Genomic DNA, 17,153 nt, shown 5'->3' on the forward strand with positions numbered 1-17,153 from the left:
CTTCCTTTGCCTATAAATCTCATAATAAAAACTCCTATGCGCCATTCGAATAAACCGAATGATAAATTAAATCAATATGATTTAATTTAAAGCATAGCAGATAAATATTGAATTTCGAGTTTAGATTATTTTCCATCTTAAGAAATAGGTGGCAAGAAAATAGTCCTTCTATGAAAATCTATTTCTTAAAAATAAATGTATCTTCCTCTTTTATACCTCTTAAAGGATATTACAAGATGGAGGTGAATCACCATCACCGGGCTCTTTGGATTCATCTTTTGGTGTCTCTTTGGGGTTACTGCCCTCTGACGTATGAAAGCTATAAGGATTAGCCGAACTTGGTGATGTTTTCTGGAGACTCGAATTGTGAACTGCTTTTCCAAGCTTCAATCCGTCCAGATGCTCTTGAAATATCTCAAAATTATTGGTTCTATCAGTATTGATTATCGGAAATACAATGTGTTGGAAATGTTGGGATCGTTTTTCAATTTCTTCACGATATATTCTAGCGATAATTCTCGGGTCATTTTTAAAACTTCCGCATCCCCAGGCGCCTAGAATGACATCAGGCTTTCTATGAAGTATCAATGTATCCAGTTGACCACCTATGCGACGCCTCAATTCTTTAGTATATTCTGTTAAAAATTCCTTATTTTTCCAATCAATTTGCTTACCAGTAAGTTCAGGGGCAGCAGATCTCAATTCATAAAAAGGGAATATTTTGTCTTTTGGAAGAAAAGAAAAACTCATTGCACTGTCAGCAATTAAATTGTCCTTCAGTCCTATACCTTCCATGTCTTGAGGAACTAATACTTCAGGTCCACGAAAGCAGATTTGTTGTTGGTCATTGAAAAAGACTTTAAAAGCTTCTGGAAAGTCTTCTCCTTGTTGCTTACTTAATATTCCCAGTTCTTCAGTATTCATCTTTTCCTGGGCTTCCAACAGTTTCCTGGTCTTAGGATCATAACGAAAACAATTTTGTGCTTCATCGAAGTAAATGCCTTTGGAGAGCAATGAAAGGGCACATGAAGTACGATGCCACATATTTTCTTCTTGAGCTCTTCCTCCCTCTAAAACGGCACCACCAGGAAAATCAGGGTTTGCCATATTGAGAACAGGGTAGGCTTTCCCATGCTTTTTAGTCGCTTCCAAAGTAGCATCACCCCAGTCTCGATTCACTACTTCTACTTTTTGAGGAGCTGCAATTTTTTCCTTTTCCCATAATTTTAAATTATTAGAGGCATGGAAGCTTAACTCTTCAAGCTTTTCAGGATCTGTGATGTAGTCTAATGTTTTACCCATACTTGTGTAACGCCAACGGTTACCAGACAGTGATCCAGATATGATCCCAGGTTTCATTGATTTATAAGCTTCTATAATTTTTGAAGGATTGGATGTTTTGGCAAATTGACACAATTTTAGTAAAGCTTTCATAAGCAGCTTCCTTAATTCCTTAGGTTGCCTCGCCAGGTTTTTAGAGACATCTAAATCCTGTAATTTGATGGCATAATCTTTCCATTAAGATCTATTTTATACCAGCCTCTTATGATTGGCTAGCAAAACTTGTGTTTGTACTTTATATACTAACCTTCTTGTTCTGTTTGTATCTTTTTGAGAATGAAATATACTGCGCTTATATGCGTACCATAGTTTCTCCTTTAAATAAAAATTAAGTTTGTAAGAACATGCTATTCTATAATAGATAATCATCTATTGAGATGGATTTATTACTAGTGAGTGAATTTAAGGAAAAATTTATGTTCAGAATAGCCGTGATAGTAGGAAGTCTTCGTGAAGAATCGTTTAACCGTAAGCTAACATTGGCTTTAGATAGGCTCAAACACCCGACACTCCAACTTTCCCAGATTAAAATTGACGATATCCCTCTTTATAATCAAGATCTTGATGATAATCTGCCAAAATCAGTTATCCGACTAAAAAAAGAGATTGCTGACGCAGATGCCGTTTTATTTGTGACGCCAGAATATAACAGATCTATTCCAGGTGTGTTGAAGAATATTATAGATTGGGGAACAAGGCCCTATGGAGAAAATGTATGGGCAGGAAAGCTAATGGCTGCTATTGGAACAAGTCCAGGAGCTATTGGAACCGCAGTAGCTCAATCGCATTTGCGGAGCATTATGGTGGCGATAGATGGAATTTATATTGGGCAGCCGGAAATTTATCTTGTTTATAAAGATGGACTCATTGATAGCAATTTTTCCATTACTGTAGAGTCCACTCGAAATTTATTACAAGGGTTTCTTGATCGGTTTGCTAAAGAAGTGGAGAAGTATAGGTCTGCTTAACTGAATAGAATAGGCTCAAGAATAATGATTGGTTACTATACGATCAGCGTAAAATGTTCATAAAAAATGAGTCAATTATGAAAAAAAGTAATAGTGGACGCACCTCTAGTATTCTTTTGGGGATTGCGAATCATAAGGAATTGAAAGGAGAGATAACATTCCAGCGCATTTTGCAAGCACTTGGAGAACGTGTTTTTGGTATTGCATTGATTTTTTTTGCTTTACCGATTGCGTTGCCTTTTTCTTTTATTCCTGGGGTTTCTTTTGTTTTTAGCGTTCCTATATTACTTTTTGCTTGCCAAATGATCTTTGCTCGGAAAACTTTATGGTTACCCCCAATCATTGCAAAACGCACTATTCATCATAAAAGTATTTCTAAAATTGTTCATAGTTTTGTACCGTATTTAATTAGAGTTGAATATTTTTTGAAACCGCGATGGACGTTCATGACCAATCGGCCAATGGAAATAATCACAGGAAGTGTCATTTTTTGTTTAGCTATGTTTCTGATGCTGCCTATTCCGTTCAGTAATTTTATTTTTGCAATAGTGATTATTATTTTTGGCTTGGGATTAATAGAAAAAGATGGATTTCTCATAGTGTTAGGACACTTGGTGACTGTTATTTATATGAGTTTTATTTATCTTATTATCATGGCAGCAATAAAACGCCTAATGACTTAAGATGCCATCGGATTACCATAATTTTTGTAACCAACGAACGAGAGATCGTGTTTTGCTAGAAAATAGCTTAGGTGCATAAAATTCGCCGGCAACCCGTTTGCTGATTTCACTTAAGGTTGGATAGGGAGCAATAGTATCTGTAAAACTTCGTAATGTTTTTTGCTCACGAATAGCCATGACCCAAGGTAAAATGAGCTCTCCGGCGTGAGGTCCCACAATGGTTACTCCTAGAATTTTTGCTTTTTTATTGGTGATGATTTTGATTTTCCCCCTAAGAGTTCCCTCAGTTTGAGCGCGATCATTATCTACAAAAGGCCATTCGGTCACTTGAAAGTCAGGGCGTTTTAAAATTTCACTGGCAAGCATACCGACATGAGCTAACTCAGGTTCTGTATAGGTGACCCAGGGAATAGCGTGATAATTAATTTTGGCAGGAATTTTAAACACAATATTGCGTAAAGCGATGCCAGCTTGATAACTGGCCATATGAGTAAATTGATAAGGTCCTGTGACATCTCCAATGGCGTATATATATTTATTGCTGGTTTGTAGACGATTATTTACCTCAATACCTTGAGAAGTGTATTGAACTCCTGCTTTTTCCAGATCAAGATTGCCAATATTGGCACGTCGACCTGTCGCAATGAGTAAATGACTACCGCTAACAGTCCATTGTTTGCTTTGGGCTTCAAAGGATACTGTAATGCTTGCATCCGCATTAGATTCTATTTGTTGAACTTTGGTTTGTTCGTGGATGGCAATAGCCATCATTTCAAATTGGTGGCGTATTATTTGTACACAATCTTTATCATCTTTGGGAAGGATATTTAATCCTTCTAAAATAGTAACTTGTGAACCTAACATGGCGAATGCTTGAGCAAGCTCGCAACCAATCGGGCCACCACCGATCACAATTAAGTGTTTGGGCTGCTCTTTTAAATCAAAAATGGTTTCATTAGTAAGATAAGGTACTGAGTCCAGGCCAGGAATAGGAGGAATAAAAGGTGAGGAACCCGTTGCAACTGCGAAACGTTTGGCTTGAATAATTACATCACCAGCTTGTAAGGAGTTAGGATCTAAGAATTTTCCAGTTTTTTGAATAACATGCACTCCTAATGACTTAAAACGCTGGACTGAATCATGTTCAGAAATATTATCTATGACTTGATGTACGTGTTGCATTACTTGCTGAAAATCAATTTTCAAGTCTTTGGCTTGTAATCCTAAATGAGTTGAGTGTTTTGCATTGTAAAAAGCTTTAGCAGCAGCCAATAGTGACTTGGATGGGACACAACCATAATTTAAACAATCACCGCCCATTTTGCCTGATTCAATCAAAATAACTTTAAGACCTAATTGTGAGCTACCAGCAGCTAGGCTCAAGCCAGCTGATCCACCACCAATAATGGCTAAGTCACATTTTATTGTCTTGTTTATAGCAGGTTCACTTTTTCGCTTAGGGTGATTACGAGTTAAGAGTCGATAGAATACAGGCATCAAGGAGAGAGTAGCCAGTGCCAATAATGGGATTAATATTTGCGGCTCAAGGATAACTCCAAGATTGGGGGTTTGATTAGCAGCAAAAATTTGACTTAAACTATTGCCTATCATCACATAAACGATTGTCACTGGAATAATTCCAAGGAATGTCGCCGTAATAAATGTTTTTGCCGGAACATTTAAAAGGGCAGGCACAATATTAACTACCCAAAAGGGAAATAAAGGAATTAAGCGTAAGGTAATTAAATAGGAAAAAGCGTTGTCTTGAAATCCTCGACGCATGCGTTCTATCCACCCTGATGCCCATTGAGCTAACCATTCCCCAAGCGTGGTGCTTACTGCAAAAAAAAGTATAGTTGCTCCAAGTGTGGCGCTAATGATTACAAATATAACGCCCCAGAATACTCCAAATAAAAAGCCTCCAGTTAAAGTAAGAAACGTTGCTCCTGGAATAGAGATAGCAACAGCAAGTGTATAACAAATAACAAAAATCGATGCGGTCAGGAAGTAATGGTTCTGAGTCCATGAAATGAGCAAAGTACGATTTTCTCGTATGGTATTAAAAGTTAAATATCTATCAAGGCGTAAACTGAAGAAAAGGATCAATAATCCGATTAATATAACCAAAGGCAGCCAGCGGTGGATGGTTGTTATTTTAGTCATTTAATGTGATCCCTTCAGTATTATCAATAAGAAAATATACAGTATTTTATTGAATTTCGCTTCACCAGAAGTTTATGCGAAGTATTAATAGATCCGTTCCCTAAATTATTCAGATAATTCGAGGATTTCATTTAATAGTTTGATTCGATCTTGAATCAAGAAGACTTGCCAGCTTTCAGAACTAATTTGTGGACATTTTACTCGGCCAAGCTGAACCCAGGCATCTCTGTATTTAATCCAAGCTATTTCCGTTTTCTTAATACCTTCCTTGGTGATGGTAGTATATTGAAAGGAGGGAACAGACATTACTTTTTTATAAATATTATTCAGTTGAATATCAGATTTTTGATATTGTTTTGTAGTCGCATGTGGAATAGCACATTGATTTGTTTTTTGTATTAATTCAAAGATATGCTGATTGAGCCTTAATTGTGCATTAATAGCAAAGGCGCCTCTAGCGGTACCTGATAAATCAATTTCATACATAGAATGATCATGGATATAAGCAGCACCAGTTTTTATAACTTGTTGATACAAAATTTGTTCTTGAGGAGTCCATTTACTTATTAAAGCATTAATTTTTTTATTTCGTTTAGCATCTTCTAAACGTTGATCAATTGAAGAACACCATCCCATCATGTACCCACTGGTAATGTCATCGCAAATATCGAAAGAGGATTGCTTATTACTCTTTTTTATCTGAGCAAGGTGAGCAATTCGACCATCCATTTCTGCGGGAGCTGCATCCTCCATCATACAAGCAAAGTGTATTGCAAGATCTGGATCAAAGGGTACGCCTCGTCCATTGGCATAAATCATTACCAAGACACTATAATCTTTATTCATTAAGGCGCATTGAAAAGCTTTAGTATAATTGGGAGCGGCACTAAAGCCATAATAGAGATCAAGCGAATCACAATTTTTAAGAGAGGCTCTGCTGGTTTCAGCAAGCTGATTTTGGTTTGGCACGGATAAGTTTGCTACTGATTGACATAGGTCTTTGGTTTGAGATGAATAATTCTCTAAATTATTAAAATGACCTTCTTTATTTCCTTCTGCATGAAGTGTCCTGATACTTGTTGTAAACAAGCCAAAGAGCAGAATAAGGATACCAGTTTTCCACATTTTTTAATAAACCTCTCTTTTATTGTATGGCAGAGTTATGCCCGGGTTTGATTTGGGTTTACAGGTAGCATATGAACAGGATAACTTATCTTTGGTAGAATATAGCACCGGAACTTTAATTGAGAAAGAGAAAACAATTTTATTACTGTAACACTTTCTTATATTAAACGAATCAATTGCTCCTGATGATTCATTGTTTGTACTTGGTTTTTAGGACCCCAAAATGTTATCCCCCAACTAACCTTAATGGGTAGTTGTCGTACTTGTGAGGTGGTACTAAGATGGTTTCTTGAGCACTGACATAGGGCTTATCGATTCATGAAAAAAGCAAATTGGTGCAAACTGAGTTAATAGCTTTATTATGCTTAGCATGGCTCTCTTGAAATAAAATAATGTTCTACATTACCATGGAATATTACTTTTACATAACCCAGGGAAATGGATATGAGAGATAAATATGGAAATGATGCGGAAACGATTATCAATAACCCTTCTGATATTCCAAAAGGGATAGTTGAAAAGAGAAAAGCCGAATTACTTTTGGCAAAATTGAATGAGTCAGAAAACAATAGGGAGACTCAGGAAATAAAATTAGAGACAACTCATTCTGCACTAACTCATCCCACCCTTGATAGGCCAAAGATTAACCATAGACTTCCTTCTTTCTTTAATTATAGAATTCCAGTAGATATTCTTGTTTCTCTTTCCAAAGATGAGAATAAAGCAGAGGATAATCCAGATCAACAATCTCCTAGAGATGGATCCTGTGGGCAAGTTGCTGGATGTTGAGATGACCGTGGTAGGTGTATCTATTTAAATGATTCAGTACTCTAGATACGAAGGCATTTAATTAATTTATAGCCTCCCATGTTTACGCATTTTTAAGTGCTTATGTTACTATTTTGTTCAAATATTTTGCATGAAGAATATTTAAAACAAATCCGTATATTGGTACAAAAGCAATTAAACTAATTGTAATTTTAAAAAGCATATCTACGGCAGCTATTTCTGGCCAATGTTGATTTAAAAATGGATTAGAACAATGGTAAAAGGCTACGGTAAAAAATAATATGGTATCAATTAGATTACCCACCGTAGTGGAAAGAGATGGTGCTAACCACCAGGATGAATAATTTCTATAACTTTGAAAAACAAAGATATCAAGAAATTGACCTACTGTATAGGCAAGAAAACTGGCCAAGGCAATACGTAATGGCATAGGGTGAATTATTAGTAAGTCACTCCAATTGAAAGTGCTGTGGGTTTCCATATAGCTGGCTATGATATAGGAGATAAATAATCCAGGTAGCATACTTCTAAAAATAATTTTCCTCGCAATATCGGCACTCAATATTCTGGTAGTAATATCGGTTAGAATAAAAATTGCAGGATAAGTAATTGCACCCCAAGTAGTATGATAGCCAAATATCTCGAAGGGGTATTGTACTAATATATTGCTGATTGTGAGTAATAGAATATGGGAAATAGATAGCATAAATTAATTCGAGGTCAAACCCATTGAAAAGCCTATTTTCCCTCTAATGACAATTGTTTGTAAAGTGAGCATTATTCCCATTAAATGATAATTCTGAGATTGCGGCAATTTCCTCTGGCGGAAAATCTATAATTAGAGAAAGAGGAGTTGGGTATAAGGGGATGGGATGAGCTTAGAGCAATACCACCAAAAAAGGGATTTTGATGAAACACTAGAGCCAAAGGGAGAGGTTCAGGCTAAGAACGGTCATCTGTTTGTTATTCAAAAACATGCTGCAAGACAGCTTCATTATGATTTTCGCATTGAGCTTGATGGTGTCTTAAAAAGTTGGGCAATTCCCAAAGGGCCCTCTTTTAACCCAAGAGAGAAGCGTTTGGCAATACATGTAGAAGATCACCCTATTGAATACGGTAATTTTGAAGGCATTATTCCCAAAGGAGAATATGGTGGCGGTACAGTCATGTTATGGGATAGAGGCTACTGGAAATCTTTGGATAAAAAACCCCTTCAGGCTTATAAAAAAGGTCATTTGCGCTTTGAACTGCATGCTGAAAAGTTAAAAGGGCGATGGGACTTAATTCGATTTAAAAAAGAAGACAATGCTTGGTTCTTAATTAAGTACAAGGACGATTATGCCAATGAGACAGAGGATATCACAAAAGAAAAACCTAATAGTGTTTTAACGGAGAGATCACTTGATGACATCAAAGGAGCTTCATATGCAGTATGGACTCAAAAAGAGGGACTGAGGCTTACCAACCCAAAGGCCCCGTTTAAGCCAGCAGCATTGGATTTGCCCAAATCCAGCATGCCAAAGGAGGTGTTACCTGAGCTTGCTACGCTTGTTGAAAATCCTCCAACCGGTGAGAATTGGCTTCATGAAATTAAATTAGATGGCTATCGTATTTTGGCTTTCAAAAACGATAACAAGGTGGTTTTATTATCTCGTAATCAAAAGAATTGGACACAACAGTTTAAAAATATTGCTGAGAAGGTCAAAGCCCTTCCACTAAAGCATTGTATTTTAGATGGTGAAGTGGTTGTGCTTGATGAGAAAAATCGTTCAAGTTTGCAATTATTGCAAAATTCCATTAAATTGAATAATGATTTATCCTTAATTTATTACGTCTTTGATGTGCTGTATTATGATCAATGGAATGTTTGTGATTTGCCTCTACTGAATCGCAAAGCATTAATTGAACCATTACTTCTTTATGCTGATGTATGTATTCGTTATAGTGACCATGTGATGGGGCAAGGCAAAGAGTTTTATGAACGGGCATGTGAGTTTGCCTTGGAAGGAATTATTTCCAAAAGAATAGATAGCATTTATATTCATCAGCGAAGCAAATCATGGCTAAAGATAAAATGCCTCCATCAACAAGAATTTATCATTGGGGGATTCTCAAAACCACGGGGGTCTCGTGTTTACTTTAGCTCTTTATTTTTAGGTTTTTATGATAATACTGGGTCGTTAGTTTTTTGTGGCAAAGTTGGACGGATTTACTAAAACTTCGTTTGAATATCTTTATAAAAAACTGAAAAAATTAATCATTCATAAAAATCCATTTCATTCCAATCCCCCTGAAACGAAAGACGCAATCTGGGTAGAGCCGGAACTGGTTGCTGAAATTGCTTTTAGCGAATGGACTGATAAGGGCCGATTAAGGCATCCTAGTTTTAAGGGGTTACGTGAGGATAAAAAAGCCACTGAAGTCGTTCGAGAGAGGGAAGAAGATACCAATGAGCTAGAGAAAAAATTCCCTAAACTATCTCCAAAAGTCAGTGCCCACCCATTTCCTTTATCTAATCCCAATAAAATACTGTATCCTGAGGATGAAATCACTAAAATGCAGATTTATGAGTATTATGATGATATTTGTCCCTGGATATTACCCTATATACAAAACCGTCCTCTTACTTTGGTACGGTGTCCAGATAATTATAATGAATGCTTTTATCAAAAGCATATCAACCAATCCTCATCTAAAGCACTAAAGCCTGCTCCTATTCCGAATCAAGAGGATAATATTATTGAGTATTATCATTATCTAGATGATAAAGCGGGGTTGTTAGGACTTGTGCAGATGGGGGTTTTAGAAATTCATCCTTGGGGGAGTCAGATTCATCAGCTGGAAAAGCCTGATATTATTGTTTTTGATATCGATCCAGCCTCGGAGGTGCCCTGGAAAGAAGTAATGAAAGCGGCCCTTGAGATGAAAAAATACCTTGAAGAATTGAATCTCCAATCTTTTGTCAAAACGACTGGCGGCAAAGGACTTCATGTGGTTGTTCCTATTAGTCCGCATTACGAATGGGAGATTATCAAGCAATTTACTCATCTTTTTGTACAATTTATTCAACAGCAGCGCCCAGATAATTACGTAACCAATATGTCTAAAGCCGAGCGAAAAGGTAAATTATTTCTCGATTATTTGCGTAATCAACGTAATGCCACAGCAATTGCTCCTTACTCTATTCGCGCCAAACTCCATGCGCCAGTTGCAACGCCGATAGCTTGGGAAGAGTTAACAGATAATATACAAGATACTTTCTATACCATCAAAACTTTGCCTAAGCGATTAAAAGAATTAAAAGAGGATGTTTGGGCTGATTTCTGGAAAATTGGTAATACGCAGGGACTGAGTTTTTTCTAGGTATTTAACTCGGCCTGTTTAGGAAGCTTTTTTTGATTTTAAGCTTTTTTTCAGTAATTCCATAATATCCGTTACTTTTTCAGGAGGAGAAACTTCCCTCAGTTTTTTAAATTTCTTACCTTTGGCTTTCGCTTCAATTAGCTTTTTAAGGTCATTAATATAAGTATCTTTATACTCTTCTGGCTTAAATTGACCAGTTAATTGTTCAATTAGTTGCTTTGCCATTTTTAATTCTTTTTCCTTAATTAAATCCGATTCAGGTAAGGAAAGCATTTCAGGATTACGGATATCTTCTTTATAACGGAGCTTATTTAATAACAACAAATCACCGTAAGGTTTGAGCACTGCCAAATTCTCGCGATTACGCATAACAAACTCTCCAACACCTACCATTTTTGTTTGCTTCAGAGCTTCACGAAGCAGTGCATAGGCTTTTTTCCCCTCTTTTTGGGGCTCAAGGAAATAGGGTGTATCATAAAAAATGGAATCGATTTCTTCTTCTTTTACAAATTCATTGATTTCAAAAGTACGGGTCTTTTCTGCGCTAGCCTTTTCAAAATCGGCTTTTTCAAGAATGATGTAATCACCCTCTCTGTATTCGTATCCTTTGACAATATCCTCCCAGGGTACTTCCTTACCATCGGCTCGGCAAATACGAGAATATTGTATTGGGCAAAGATCTTTTTTCCTTAACAAATCAAAATTCAAGGTATGACTTTCTGTGCCACTGTATAGTTTGACAGGTATGTTGACCAATCCAAAACTGATGGAACCAGACCATATTGCTCTCATAACATTCTCTGTGGTTTATCCCTTAATAATTAATCAGGTAGTATAACTTTTGACACTCCTTTGAAACTGACCTATATTTAAAGTGTAGACTATCGAGAGATAACGCATCTCCGTCAAGTTTACCCCAAAAGCCGCCTTTGAGTGGCTTTTGTCGTTTTATCGGGAAGCCTACTGCCCTATTTTCAAATATCAATTGGAGGTTTTTTGTTCAAATCAACCTTTAATAACTCGTTTAGTTGTTTTTTTAATATTTATTTAATATTTTCATTGTAAAATAGTCTAAATTTTGTTCTTTTAGGGGTTTTACATGTTATCTGAGCTATTTAACCAAGACTATATCAAAAGACCTATTTTAATGACAGGTACAATCAGACATTATGATAATAATAGCTCGCCACTTATAGTAAAACCTAATAAGATTAATCAATTACTTAAAGATAAAACTTGTCACAAGGAAATTCGCGGAAATAAGGTTTACAAAGCTCTTCGTTTTTTGTTAAAAACAGATGGTGAGCTTGTATTTGCTCATGAAGGGTGCCCTAATGGTATTGTTCCATCGCATTGGCAAATGACAGGAGCTACTAGAGTATTCGATGCTTCTTGTATTACCGCAGGAAATGTTTTTTTTGATGAACGCAATACCTTGCAAATTATTAATCATAAAAGCGGTGATTTCAGGCCGGCATTTGACTCATTGCAATTTGTTTTCCCTGAGTTGATTAAGGCTATTTCATTGGGCAAGACGCTTGAGATTCAGAAATTATACTCCTCTGGCGCTGTGGAAGAGACTTATAAAATAACACGTGAAGATATTCAAACATTTTATGAAGATCAACAGATTAATTGTCAACAGGAGAATACTTCAACCCCTGAAAGAAAAAATAGGTTTGCAAGCCTTCGAGATTTGGGAAAAAATTTCTTTTTTAGCCGTAAAAAGACCTCACAAAAAGATTTCAATCAAAATGAGCTTAAAAGAAAGTTTGAGGAAGACGAAAATACAAGTCAGGTATTAAAATGTTTTTGCCAAACAACAAGTCTTCCCTAAAGAAACCAAGTTTCATGAATGCGTTCACAGTAGCTGATTAAATTATCCTGTTTTTCTAACGCTTCTTTTAAGGGGTTTTGCAGGGGAGTTAATTGAATGGTTCGCAAGAAGGCATATACAGTAGCATCAATAGCACAAAACTGTTCTCCTAAACAAAAAGGTTTATTTTCTAGCCAAGATGCTATGGCATTGATATCCATAACTCCAAGGTGGTAAATTTCTTCTTTATTATGCCTGGCGATACCCTGCATATACCCTTGTTGAGCTAATTGTCTTCTAATCCATTTCAAGGCTAAAAAAGCCATGGGTTTGGGGAAAAAAGAAGCAAATGCTGAATTGATAGTTTTAATGCCAGTTTCGTCTATCCAGCGAGAATATAATATTATGAAATACAAATGTTCTTCGATCATACGTTGCATGGCTAGAGCAGTAGGATCTGAAAAGCTCATTGCAGGCGCATAGTTAATGTTTAGATAATCAATGATAAATGAGGAATCAGGAATAAGCTTGCCCTTATCTTCCAAGACAGGAAACTTTCCTTTCGGTCCTCGTCTTGGGTTATTTTGCCACATTACCTTATAGGGGATAGAAGTCATACGGAGATAGGTTTCAACCTTGACACAAAAGGGTGATAAACTTGGTAAGCCCCAAATGGCTGGGTATTGATGCAAAATTACCATATTTTTTTCCTAAATAAGTAATAGCGAGGATTTAAAAGATTATAGGGGCTTAGAGTCATATGTAATATTTTCAGAAAACAATGATGGATCTGTTTATTTCTTGTAGCGCTTTTCAAAAGAATACTAAGAACTACGTTTACAAAACGGGCTGATAGGGGTTTGTTTTTTTGCCAGCGTAGATCCTCGCTGGTGGCTAAAAGCCAAGGCATTCGAGTTTGTTTTTCTATCTTTTTCTGTTGTTTAAGATAGGATTGATTTGTTTCATTGCTCATCGCAAAAACCTGTTTTAATGCCAATGTCATACCTTGTCCATAAACTGGATTTAAATAGCATAATGCATCACCTATAACTAATAAATTATATAAGCTTAATGAACTATATTCTTTTTTTTGATTAGTGAGATCGTAAAAAAAATTGAAATTCGTTATCTCAGCTTTACTGTCGATGAGTTTATCAAGGCCAGTATTTTGGTATAGTGATATTAGTTCAGGGAGATTTTTTATCCTCTTAAATTTGTTTTTTAGAGTTGAGATGCAGGTCAATATAAAATGATCGTTTTCTATTGGGGATAAAACAAAGCCTAATGGATTTTTTTTAGCATCGGTTTGGAAATAGAATTGCTTGCAATTTCGCAGATTAACCCGTTGCCCTGGTAACCTGACTGATAGATATTGTATTGTATTCTTTATGTTTTTTGCTTTAGGCTGAAGAGAATAATTTGCTAATAGCTTTGTTAAATTAGATCCTCTGCCGCGAGCTTCTACAAATAAATCTCCGTCCAGATGAAAAATTTTATTATTTTCATCTCGGTATTGTACGGAAAGCAACGTTTTGTTTTTTAAAACTAAATCAGTCACTTTACCTTTTATAAACCTTACGGAACTGCAATTTCTAATTCTTTGATAAATCAGCTTATCAAGTAAATGGCGACTAAAAAGTAATGTTTTAACGGAAGATGAGTATTGAGGATAAGGGCCGTAGGGGCCATGCCAACTCGTTTCTTTAGACCAATCTACCGTTTGAGCGCCATGTGCTATAAGTTCTTTTAAAATGCCTGGAAATAATGTCTCTATCAGTTTCTGGCCTTCCAGCAGTAAAACATGAAGATGGTTTCCTTGGGGAATACCGCGTCTTTTATCATTTCTCAGCCAGTAATTATCAATAATGGAAATCTCATTACTCTTATGACTTAATCTTTGGGCAGCGCAAAGTCCAGAAAACCCCCCACCCAAAATAACGATACGCCGGGTCATTAAATAACCCCTTCCATTAATTGATGGAGGTTTTGTAAATAGAGTAGGCCTTCTATATATTGGGATGTAGAAAAAGTATGTATTTTAAACAGTCTTAATTGATTAATAATTTTTACCCTCTCGGCAATCAACTGATTTTTGATCATGGTGTGTTTATTGCCTTGCTCAAATGAGCTAAAAGATTTTTTAGCCAACAGAACAATTTCATTACCAAAATCTTGTTCAGACAACTCTCGATCTAAGGTTGTTAGAGTATTACAAATGTTTCCAAATCGTTGGGCATACCAAAAAAACTCACGTATAGTGCCTATTTCATCTAGAATTAAATGGGCACAGGCCATTAAATCCATCATGCCTACCAGGATAATTCCCATATTGTGTGGTAGATAGCAAGCGCATTCCATTGAATTTGCTATGCTTGGCATATTCCTGACTAGAACTGAATATTTAAGCCCATTGTAAAATTGATTCAGATCAAACAATAAAAGAGGGGTTAGTATTTCAACATGAGGTAAGGTCTGCAAAAAGGAATGGATATTGGTAAATGTTTTTTTAGCAAAAGAGAGTATTGCTACATCCAAATCGGATAGATGGTGTGTATTAATTTCTCCAACTTGCTCAGGAATTTTCATTAGCTCACTAAGCAATTGCAGATTATGATATTTAGGATTATCAGCAAAATCATCGTAGAGGGTTATAAAAATCCCTAATAATATTTTTATACTAATTAACCCCTCATAAAATTGCGGAATAACATTGTTGAGAGTGGTTTTAGTATAGCCATTAGGCAAAAACTCAGTAAATAAGTTTTTATTGCGCTCAAACCCTAATGCAAAATAGTTTTCAATTGTTGTTTCAACCAGTTTATTATTCCTTGTCATCGCTTAATGGCCTGTAACTCAATGTTGTTTTCAGGATGTTGTGTTATCATTGCTTTGGTCCTTAATCGGCCATATTCTTTTAATTCAAATTTAAAATCAAGTATCATTTTAGAAATGAAGTAAACTGCTTCACACATAGCCAGCTGGAAGCCACTACAAATTCGTTTACCCATTCCAAAAGGAATATACGCGTATTTATGAGTGAGGGATGAGTTAATAAACCGTTCTGGGATAAATTGATTGGGTAAAGACCAATAATCAGGATGCCGATGTAAGCCTCTGACATTAATGATGATGATAGTCCCTGGTTTAATAATTGTGCCGTGAAGGGAGGTTTTTTTTCTTACTTCTCTTGCCAGTATCCAGGCTGGAGGGTAGAGTCTAAGACTCTCTTCATAGACAGCCTGGGTATATTTCATTGCTTTTAAGTGCTGTAGTTTTAACTCAGAATTAGTCTGTACTATTTGGCTGACCTCATTATATACTTTTTGTTGTATTTCCTGATGCTTACTTAACAGGTAGAAAGTAAAGGCTATTGAAGCTGCAGTGGTTTCAAACCCTGCAAATAAAAAAGTTGTAATCTGATCTAAAGCCGGAAAATCGGGACTTTGTCTCATTAAAGAGGCATAAAAAGGGCAATGGCTATGTTGTTCAACAGAATTTAATTTTTTCTTTATAATATTCAGTAGTAAACGTCTTTGTTTTTTTAAATCTTGATTTTTAGATGTTGGAAGCCATAAAGGGAAGCTAGCGATACTCCGTAATTTTTGCCCACATTTCTGATTTAATTGAATAAAATTGTCGGCAATAATTTTCATAGCATCATCCCATTCAACTCCAAGAATGATACGCATAATGCTGGCTAGCGCATAGCGTGTTGTGATTGAGAAAAAATTGCTTTCTGTATTAAGTAAATTTTCTTTTATGTGCTGAATATTGTTCTCAAAAACTGGTAAATAAGTTTCTAAGGTGGCTCGGTGAAAATTAGGCTGAGTAACAGCGTGAACATTTTCCCAAAAGCTCCCTTCTAGTTGAATAATGCCTTGAGCCCCTGTAATGGGGATTATTTTGTCAAAAATTAAACGACATTTTTTGTAATTTTCGTCATTTAGAACTAATTGAATTAAATTAGGGTCAGTTAGGATTACAGTTCGTTTAGGTCCAAGGTACAGAGAAAAGCAATCGCCTTTTTTTTTCCATTGTTGTTGTATAAAGGGAATTGGTTTTTGTATAAAGTGTCGTAAATGAGTTATGGGAGATAGCATGAATAATCCTTTTCGTATTAAACTAAATCATGGTCACAGACAAACTTCTGGAGACTGGTAGCTGTTAGTGTTAGATCAAGTTTGAATATGGTACTTTTTTAAAGTAAATACTTAAAGATTTGGGGATCATATTAATATCTATTGGGATTAATATTCCACGTAATGGTTCTTTAAGATCATGTGAAGCCACATAGGCATACAACTCCTTAAATAGAATCTTTCAGTTCCTCCATCAATGCAACAACAGCATAAAATAATATTCTATAAGAGCACAATATCGTTATTACTGTGCTTTATTAAAGTCAAAGCAATGTCTTGCTGTGCTGGTTTACTTTGATGTTTGTGGGATATTGTTGAGTTGTACACTTACAAGTTTACTAATCTCACTGAGCATTTGTTGACATGATTCATGATTCTCAGGAAATTGTTTGTATATCACATTAGTCAAAAATGCAGACAAAGCCTGGGATACTACCTTAAGATTACGGAGTTGTGGTGGTAACTTTTCCACGGATTGGGTTAAAGAGGACAGCAGGTTTTGCCCTATAAAATTCATCGCTTTGGCATAATCTTCAGGTGTAAAGGTACCTGTTGGCTGGGAATTTTCGTTGGCTACATTCATTATTATATTCCATAAAGATTTGATAAAGCGGATTATATAGCCTGTCTCAAATCACTTCAATGTCTGTTATGTTCTTTCAGTACTCCTATTGCGTTATAGACCAGACTTAATAACAATTAATAATATCTTTCTATGTTTGCTAAAATGTTATCTTAGGATTGGGGTGTCGCGCCAAAATGATAA

At 35.9% G+C, this 17,153-nt stretch carries 16 protein-coding genes; 6 read left to right on the forward strand and 10 right to left on the reverse strand.

Translation table 11 applies throughout. From position 1 onward, the window contains the following. Window positions 1-219: 219 nt before the first annotated feature. The gene (locus OK13_RS11475) at window positions 220-1,434 is read right to left on the reverse strand and encodes a poly(ADP-ribose) glycohydrolase domain-containing protein (RefSeq protein ID WP_081964923.1); all 1,215 of its coding nucleotides are present in this window, start codon (window positions 1,432-1,434) and stop codon (window positions 220-222) included. A 323-nt stretch (window positions 1,435-1,757) separates the two neighbouring features. On the opposite strand from OK13_RS11475, the gene OK13_RS11480 reads away from it, so the two are divergent. Next, window positions 1,758-2,309 (forward strand): NADPH-dependent FMN reductase, encoded by a 552-nt coding sequence (locus OK13_RS11480; RefSeq protein ID WP_035890923.1) that lies wholly within the window; start codon window positions 1,758-1,760, stop codon window positions 2,307-2,309. A 77-nt stretch (window positions 2,310-2,386) separates the two neighbouring features. After that, the gene (locus OK13_RS11485; RefSeq protein WP_035890924.1) at window positions 2,387-2,992 is read left to right on the forward strand and encodes an exopolysaccharide biosynthesis protein; all 606 of its coding nucleotides are present in this window, start codon (window positions 2,387-2,389) and stop codon (window positions 2,990-2,992) included. Between the two features lie 12 nt (window positions 2,993-3,004). On the opposite strand, the gene OK13_RS11490 is transcribed toward OK13_RS11485, so the two are convergent. Both OK13_RS11490 and OK13_RS11495 read right to left on the reverse strand, forming a co-directional pair. Beyond that, the gene (locus tag OK13_RS11490) at window positions 3,005-5,155 is read right to left on the reverse strand and encodes an FAD-dependent oxidoreductase (RefSeq protein WP_081964924.1); all 2,151 of its coding nucleotides are present in this window, start codon (window positions 5,153-5,155) and stop codon (window positions 3,005-3,007) included. Window positions 5,156-5,260: 105 nt separating this feature from the next. Continuing rightward, window positions 5,261-6,280, reverse strand: coding sequence for a lysozyme inhibitor LprI family protein (locus tag OK13_RS11495; RefSeq protein WP_035890925.1), 1,020 nt, complete (start codon window positions 6,278-6,280; stop codon window positions 5,261-5,263). A gap of 444 nt (window positions 6,281-6,724) precedes the next feature. Between OK13_RS11495 and OK13_RS11500 the strand changes: the two genes are divergently transcribed. Further along, a complete protein-coding gene (locus OK13_RS11500) occupies window positions 6,725-7,069 on the forward strand; it encodes a hypothetical protein (RefSeq protein ID WP_035890926.1) in 345 nt (114 codons plus the stop codon). A 100-nt stretch (window positions 7,070-7,169) separates the two neighbouring features. Here OK13_RS11500 and OK13_RS11505 read toward each other — a convergent pair whose 3' ends face one another. Further along, entirely contained in the window at window positions 7,170-7,775 is a 606-nt protein-coding gene (locus tag OK13_RS11505) for a 7-cyano-7-deazaguanine/7-aminomethyl-7-deazaguanine transporter (protein WP_035890927.1), read from the reverse strand. Between the two features lie 166 nt (window positions 7,776-7,941). On the opposite strand from OK13_RS11505, the gene ligD (OK13_RS14865) reads away from it, so the two are divergent. Both ligD (OK13_RS14865) and ligD (OK13_RS14870) read left to right on the forward strand, forming a co-directional pair. Further along, window positions 7,942-9,285 (forward strand): non-homologous end-joining DNA ligase, encoded by a 1,344-nt coding sequence (gene ligD / locus OK13_RS14865; protein WP_206538904.1) that lies wholly within the window; start codon window positions 7,942-7,944, stop codon window positions 9,283-9,285. Next, window positions 9,260-10,432, forward strand: a complete 1,173-nt coding sequence (gene ligD / locus OK13_RS14870) for a DNA ligase D (RefSeq protein WP_206538905.1) — start codon at window positions 9,260-9,262, stop codon at window positions 10,430-10,432. The genes ligD (OK13_RS14865) and ligD (OK13_RS14870) overlap by 26 nt, the downstream gene beginning before the upstream one ends. An 18-nt stretch (window positions 10,433-10,450) precedes the next feature. On the opposite strand, the gene ku is transcribed toward ligD (OK13_RS14870), so the two are convergent. Further along, entirely contained in the window at window positions 10,451-11,224 is a 774-nt protein-coding gene (gene ku / locus OK13_RS11515) for a non-homologous end joining protein Ku (RefSeq protein ID WP_035890928.1), read from the reverse strand. A 307-nt stretch (window positions 11,225-11,531) separates the two neighbouring features. Here ku and OK13_RS11520 point away from each other — a divergent pair, with 307 nt between their 5' ends. Then, entirely contained in the window at window positions 11,532-12,269 is a 738-nt protein-coding gene (locus OK13_RS11520) for a hypothetical protein (RefSeq protein ID WP_241480547.1), read from the forward strand. On the opposite strand, the gene OK13_RS11525 is transcribed toward OK13_RS11520, so the two are convergent. From OK13_RS11525 to OK13_RS11545, 5 genes are all read right to left on the reverse strand, one after another. Further along, on the reverse strand, window positions 12,266-12,949 hold the full coding sequence (locus tag OK13_RS11525) for a glutathione S-transferase family protein (protein ID WP_035890929.1): 684 nt from the start codon (window positions 12,947-12,949) through the stop codon (window positions 12,266-12,268). The genes OK13_RS11520 and OK13_RS11525 overlap by 4 nt on opposite strands. After that, window positions 12,943-14,202, reverse strand: coding sequence for an NAD(P)/FAD-dependent oxidoreductase (locus OK13_RS11530; protein WP_035890930.1), 1,260 nt, complete (start codon window positions 14,200-14,202; stop codon window positions 12,943-12,945). Before OK13_RS11530 ends, OK13_RS11525 begins: the two co-directional genes overlap by 7 nt. Then, window positions 14,202-15,083 (reverse strand): hypothetical protein, encoded by an 882-nt coding sequence (locus OK13_RS11535; protein ID WP_035890931.1) that lies wholly within the window; start codon window positions 15,081-15,083, stop codon window positions 14,202-14,204. The genes OK13_RS11530 and OK13_RS11535 overlap by 1 nt, the downstream gene beginning before the upstream one ends. Then, complete coding sequence (locus OK13_RS11540) at window positions 15,080-16,348, reverse strand: cytochrome P450 (protein ID WP_035890932.1); 1,269 nt, start codon at window positions 16,346-16,348, stop codon at window positions 15,080-15,082. The genes OK13_RS11535 and OK13_RS11540 overlap by 4 nt, the downstream gene beginning before the upstream one ends. 328 nt (window positions 16,349-16,676) lie before the next feature. Then, window positions 16,677-16,970, reverse strand: a complete 294-nt coding sequence (locus OK13_RS11545) for a hypothetical protein (protein WP_035890933.1) — start codon at window positions 16,968-16,970, stop codon at window positions 16,677-16,679. Window positions 16,971-17,153: the final 183 nt, after the last annotated feature.

It is taken from the genome of Legionella norrlandica (assembly GCF_000770585.1).
Lineage (GTDB): Bacteria > Pseudomonadota > Gammaproteobacteria > Legionellales > Legionellaceae > Legionella > Legionella norrlandica.

Coding starts and splice junctions, on each gene's coding strand:
- OK13_RS11530 (WP_035890930.1), bottom strand. CDS start 14,202: ATGACCCGGCGTATCGTTATTTTGGGTGGGGGGTTTTCTGGACTTTGC.
- OK13_RS11525 (WP_035890929.1), bottom strand. CDS start 12,949: ATGGTAATTTTGCATCAATACCCAGCCATTTGGGGCTTACCAAGTTTA.
- OK13_RS11505 (WP_035890927.1), bottom strand. CDS start 7,775: ATGCTATCTATTTCCCATATTCTATTACTCACAATCAGCAATATATTA.
- OK13_RS11540 (WP_035890932.1), bottom strand. CDS start 16,348: ATGCTATCTCCCATAACTCATTTACGACACTTTATACAAAAACCAATT.
- OK13_RS11535 (WP_035890931.1), bottom strand. CDS start 15,083: ATGACAAGGAATAATAAACTGGTTGAAACAACAATTGAAAACTATTTT.
- ligD (WP_206538904.1), top strand. CDS start 7,942: ATGAGCTTAGAGCAATACCACCAAAAAAGGGATTTTGATGAAACACTA.
- OK13_RS11495 (WP_035890925.1), bottom strand. CDS start 6,280: ATGTGGAAAACTGGTATCCTTATTCTGCTCTTTGGCTTGTTTACAACA.
- OK13_RS11485 (WP_035890924.1), top strand. CDS start 2,387: ATGAAAAAAAGTAATAGTGGACGCACCTCTAGTATTCTTTTGGGGATT.
- ku (WP_035890928.1), bottom strand. CDS start 11,224: ATGAGAGCAATATGGTCTGGTTCCATCAGTTTTGGATTGGTCAACATA.
- OK13_RS11490 (WP_081964924.1), bottom strand. CDS start 5,155: ATGACTAAAATAACAACCATCCACCGCTGGCTGCCTTTGGTTATATTA.
- OK13_RS11475 (WP_081964923.1), bottom strand. CDS start 1,434: ATGAAAGCTTTACTAAAATTGTGTCAATTTGCCAAAACATCCAATCCT.
- OK13_RS11520 (WP_241480547.1), top strand. CDS start 11,532: ATGTTATCTGAGCTATTTAACCAAGACTATATCAAAAGACCTATTTTA.
- OK13_RS11545 (WP_035890933.1), bottom strand. CDS start 16,970: ATGAATGTAGCCAACGAAAATTCCCAGCCAACAGGTACCTTTACACCT.
- OK13_RS11480 (WP_035890923.1), top strand. CDS start 1,758: ATGTTCAGAATAGCCGTGATAGTAGGAAGTCTTCGTGAAGAATCGTTT.
- OK13_RS11500 (WP_035890926.1), top strand. CDS start 6,725: ATGAGAGATAAATATGGAAATGATGCGGAAACGATTATCAATAACCCT.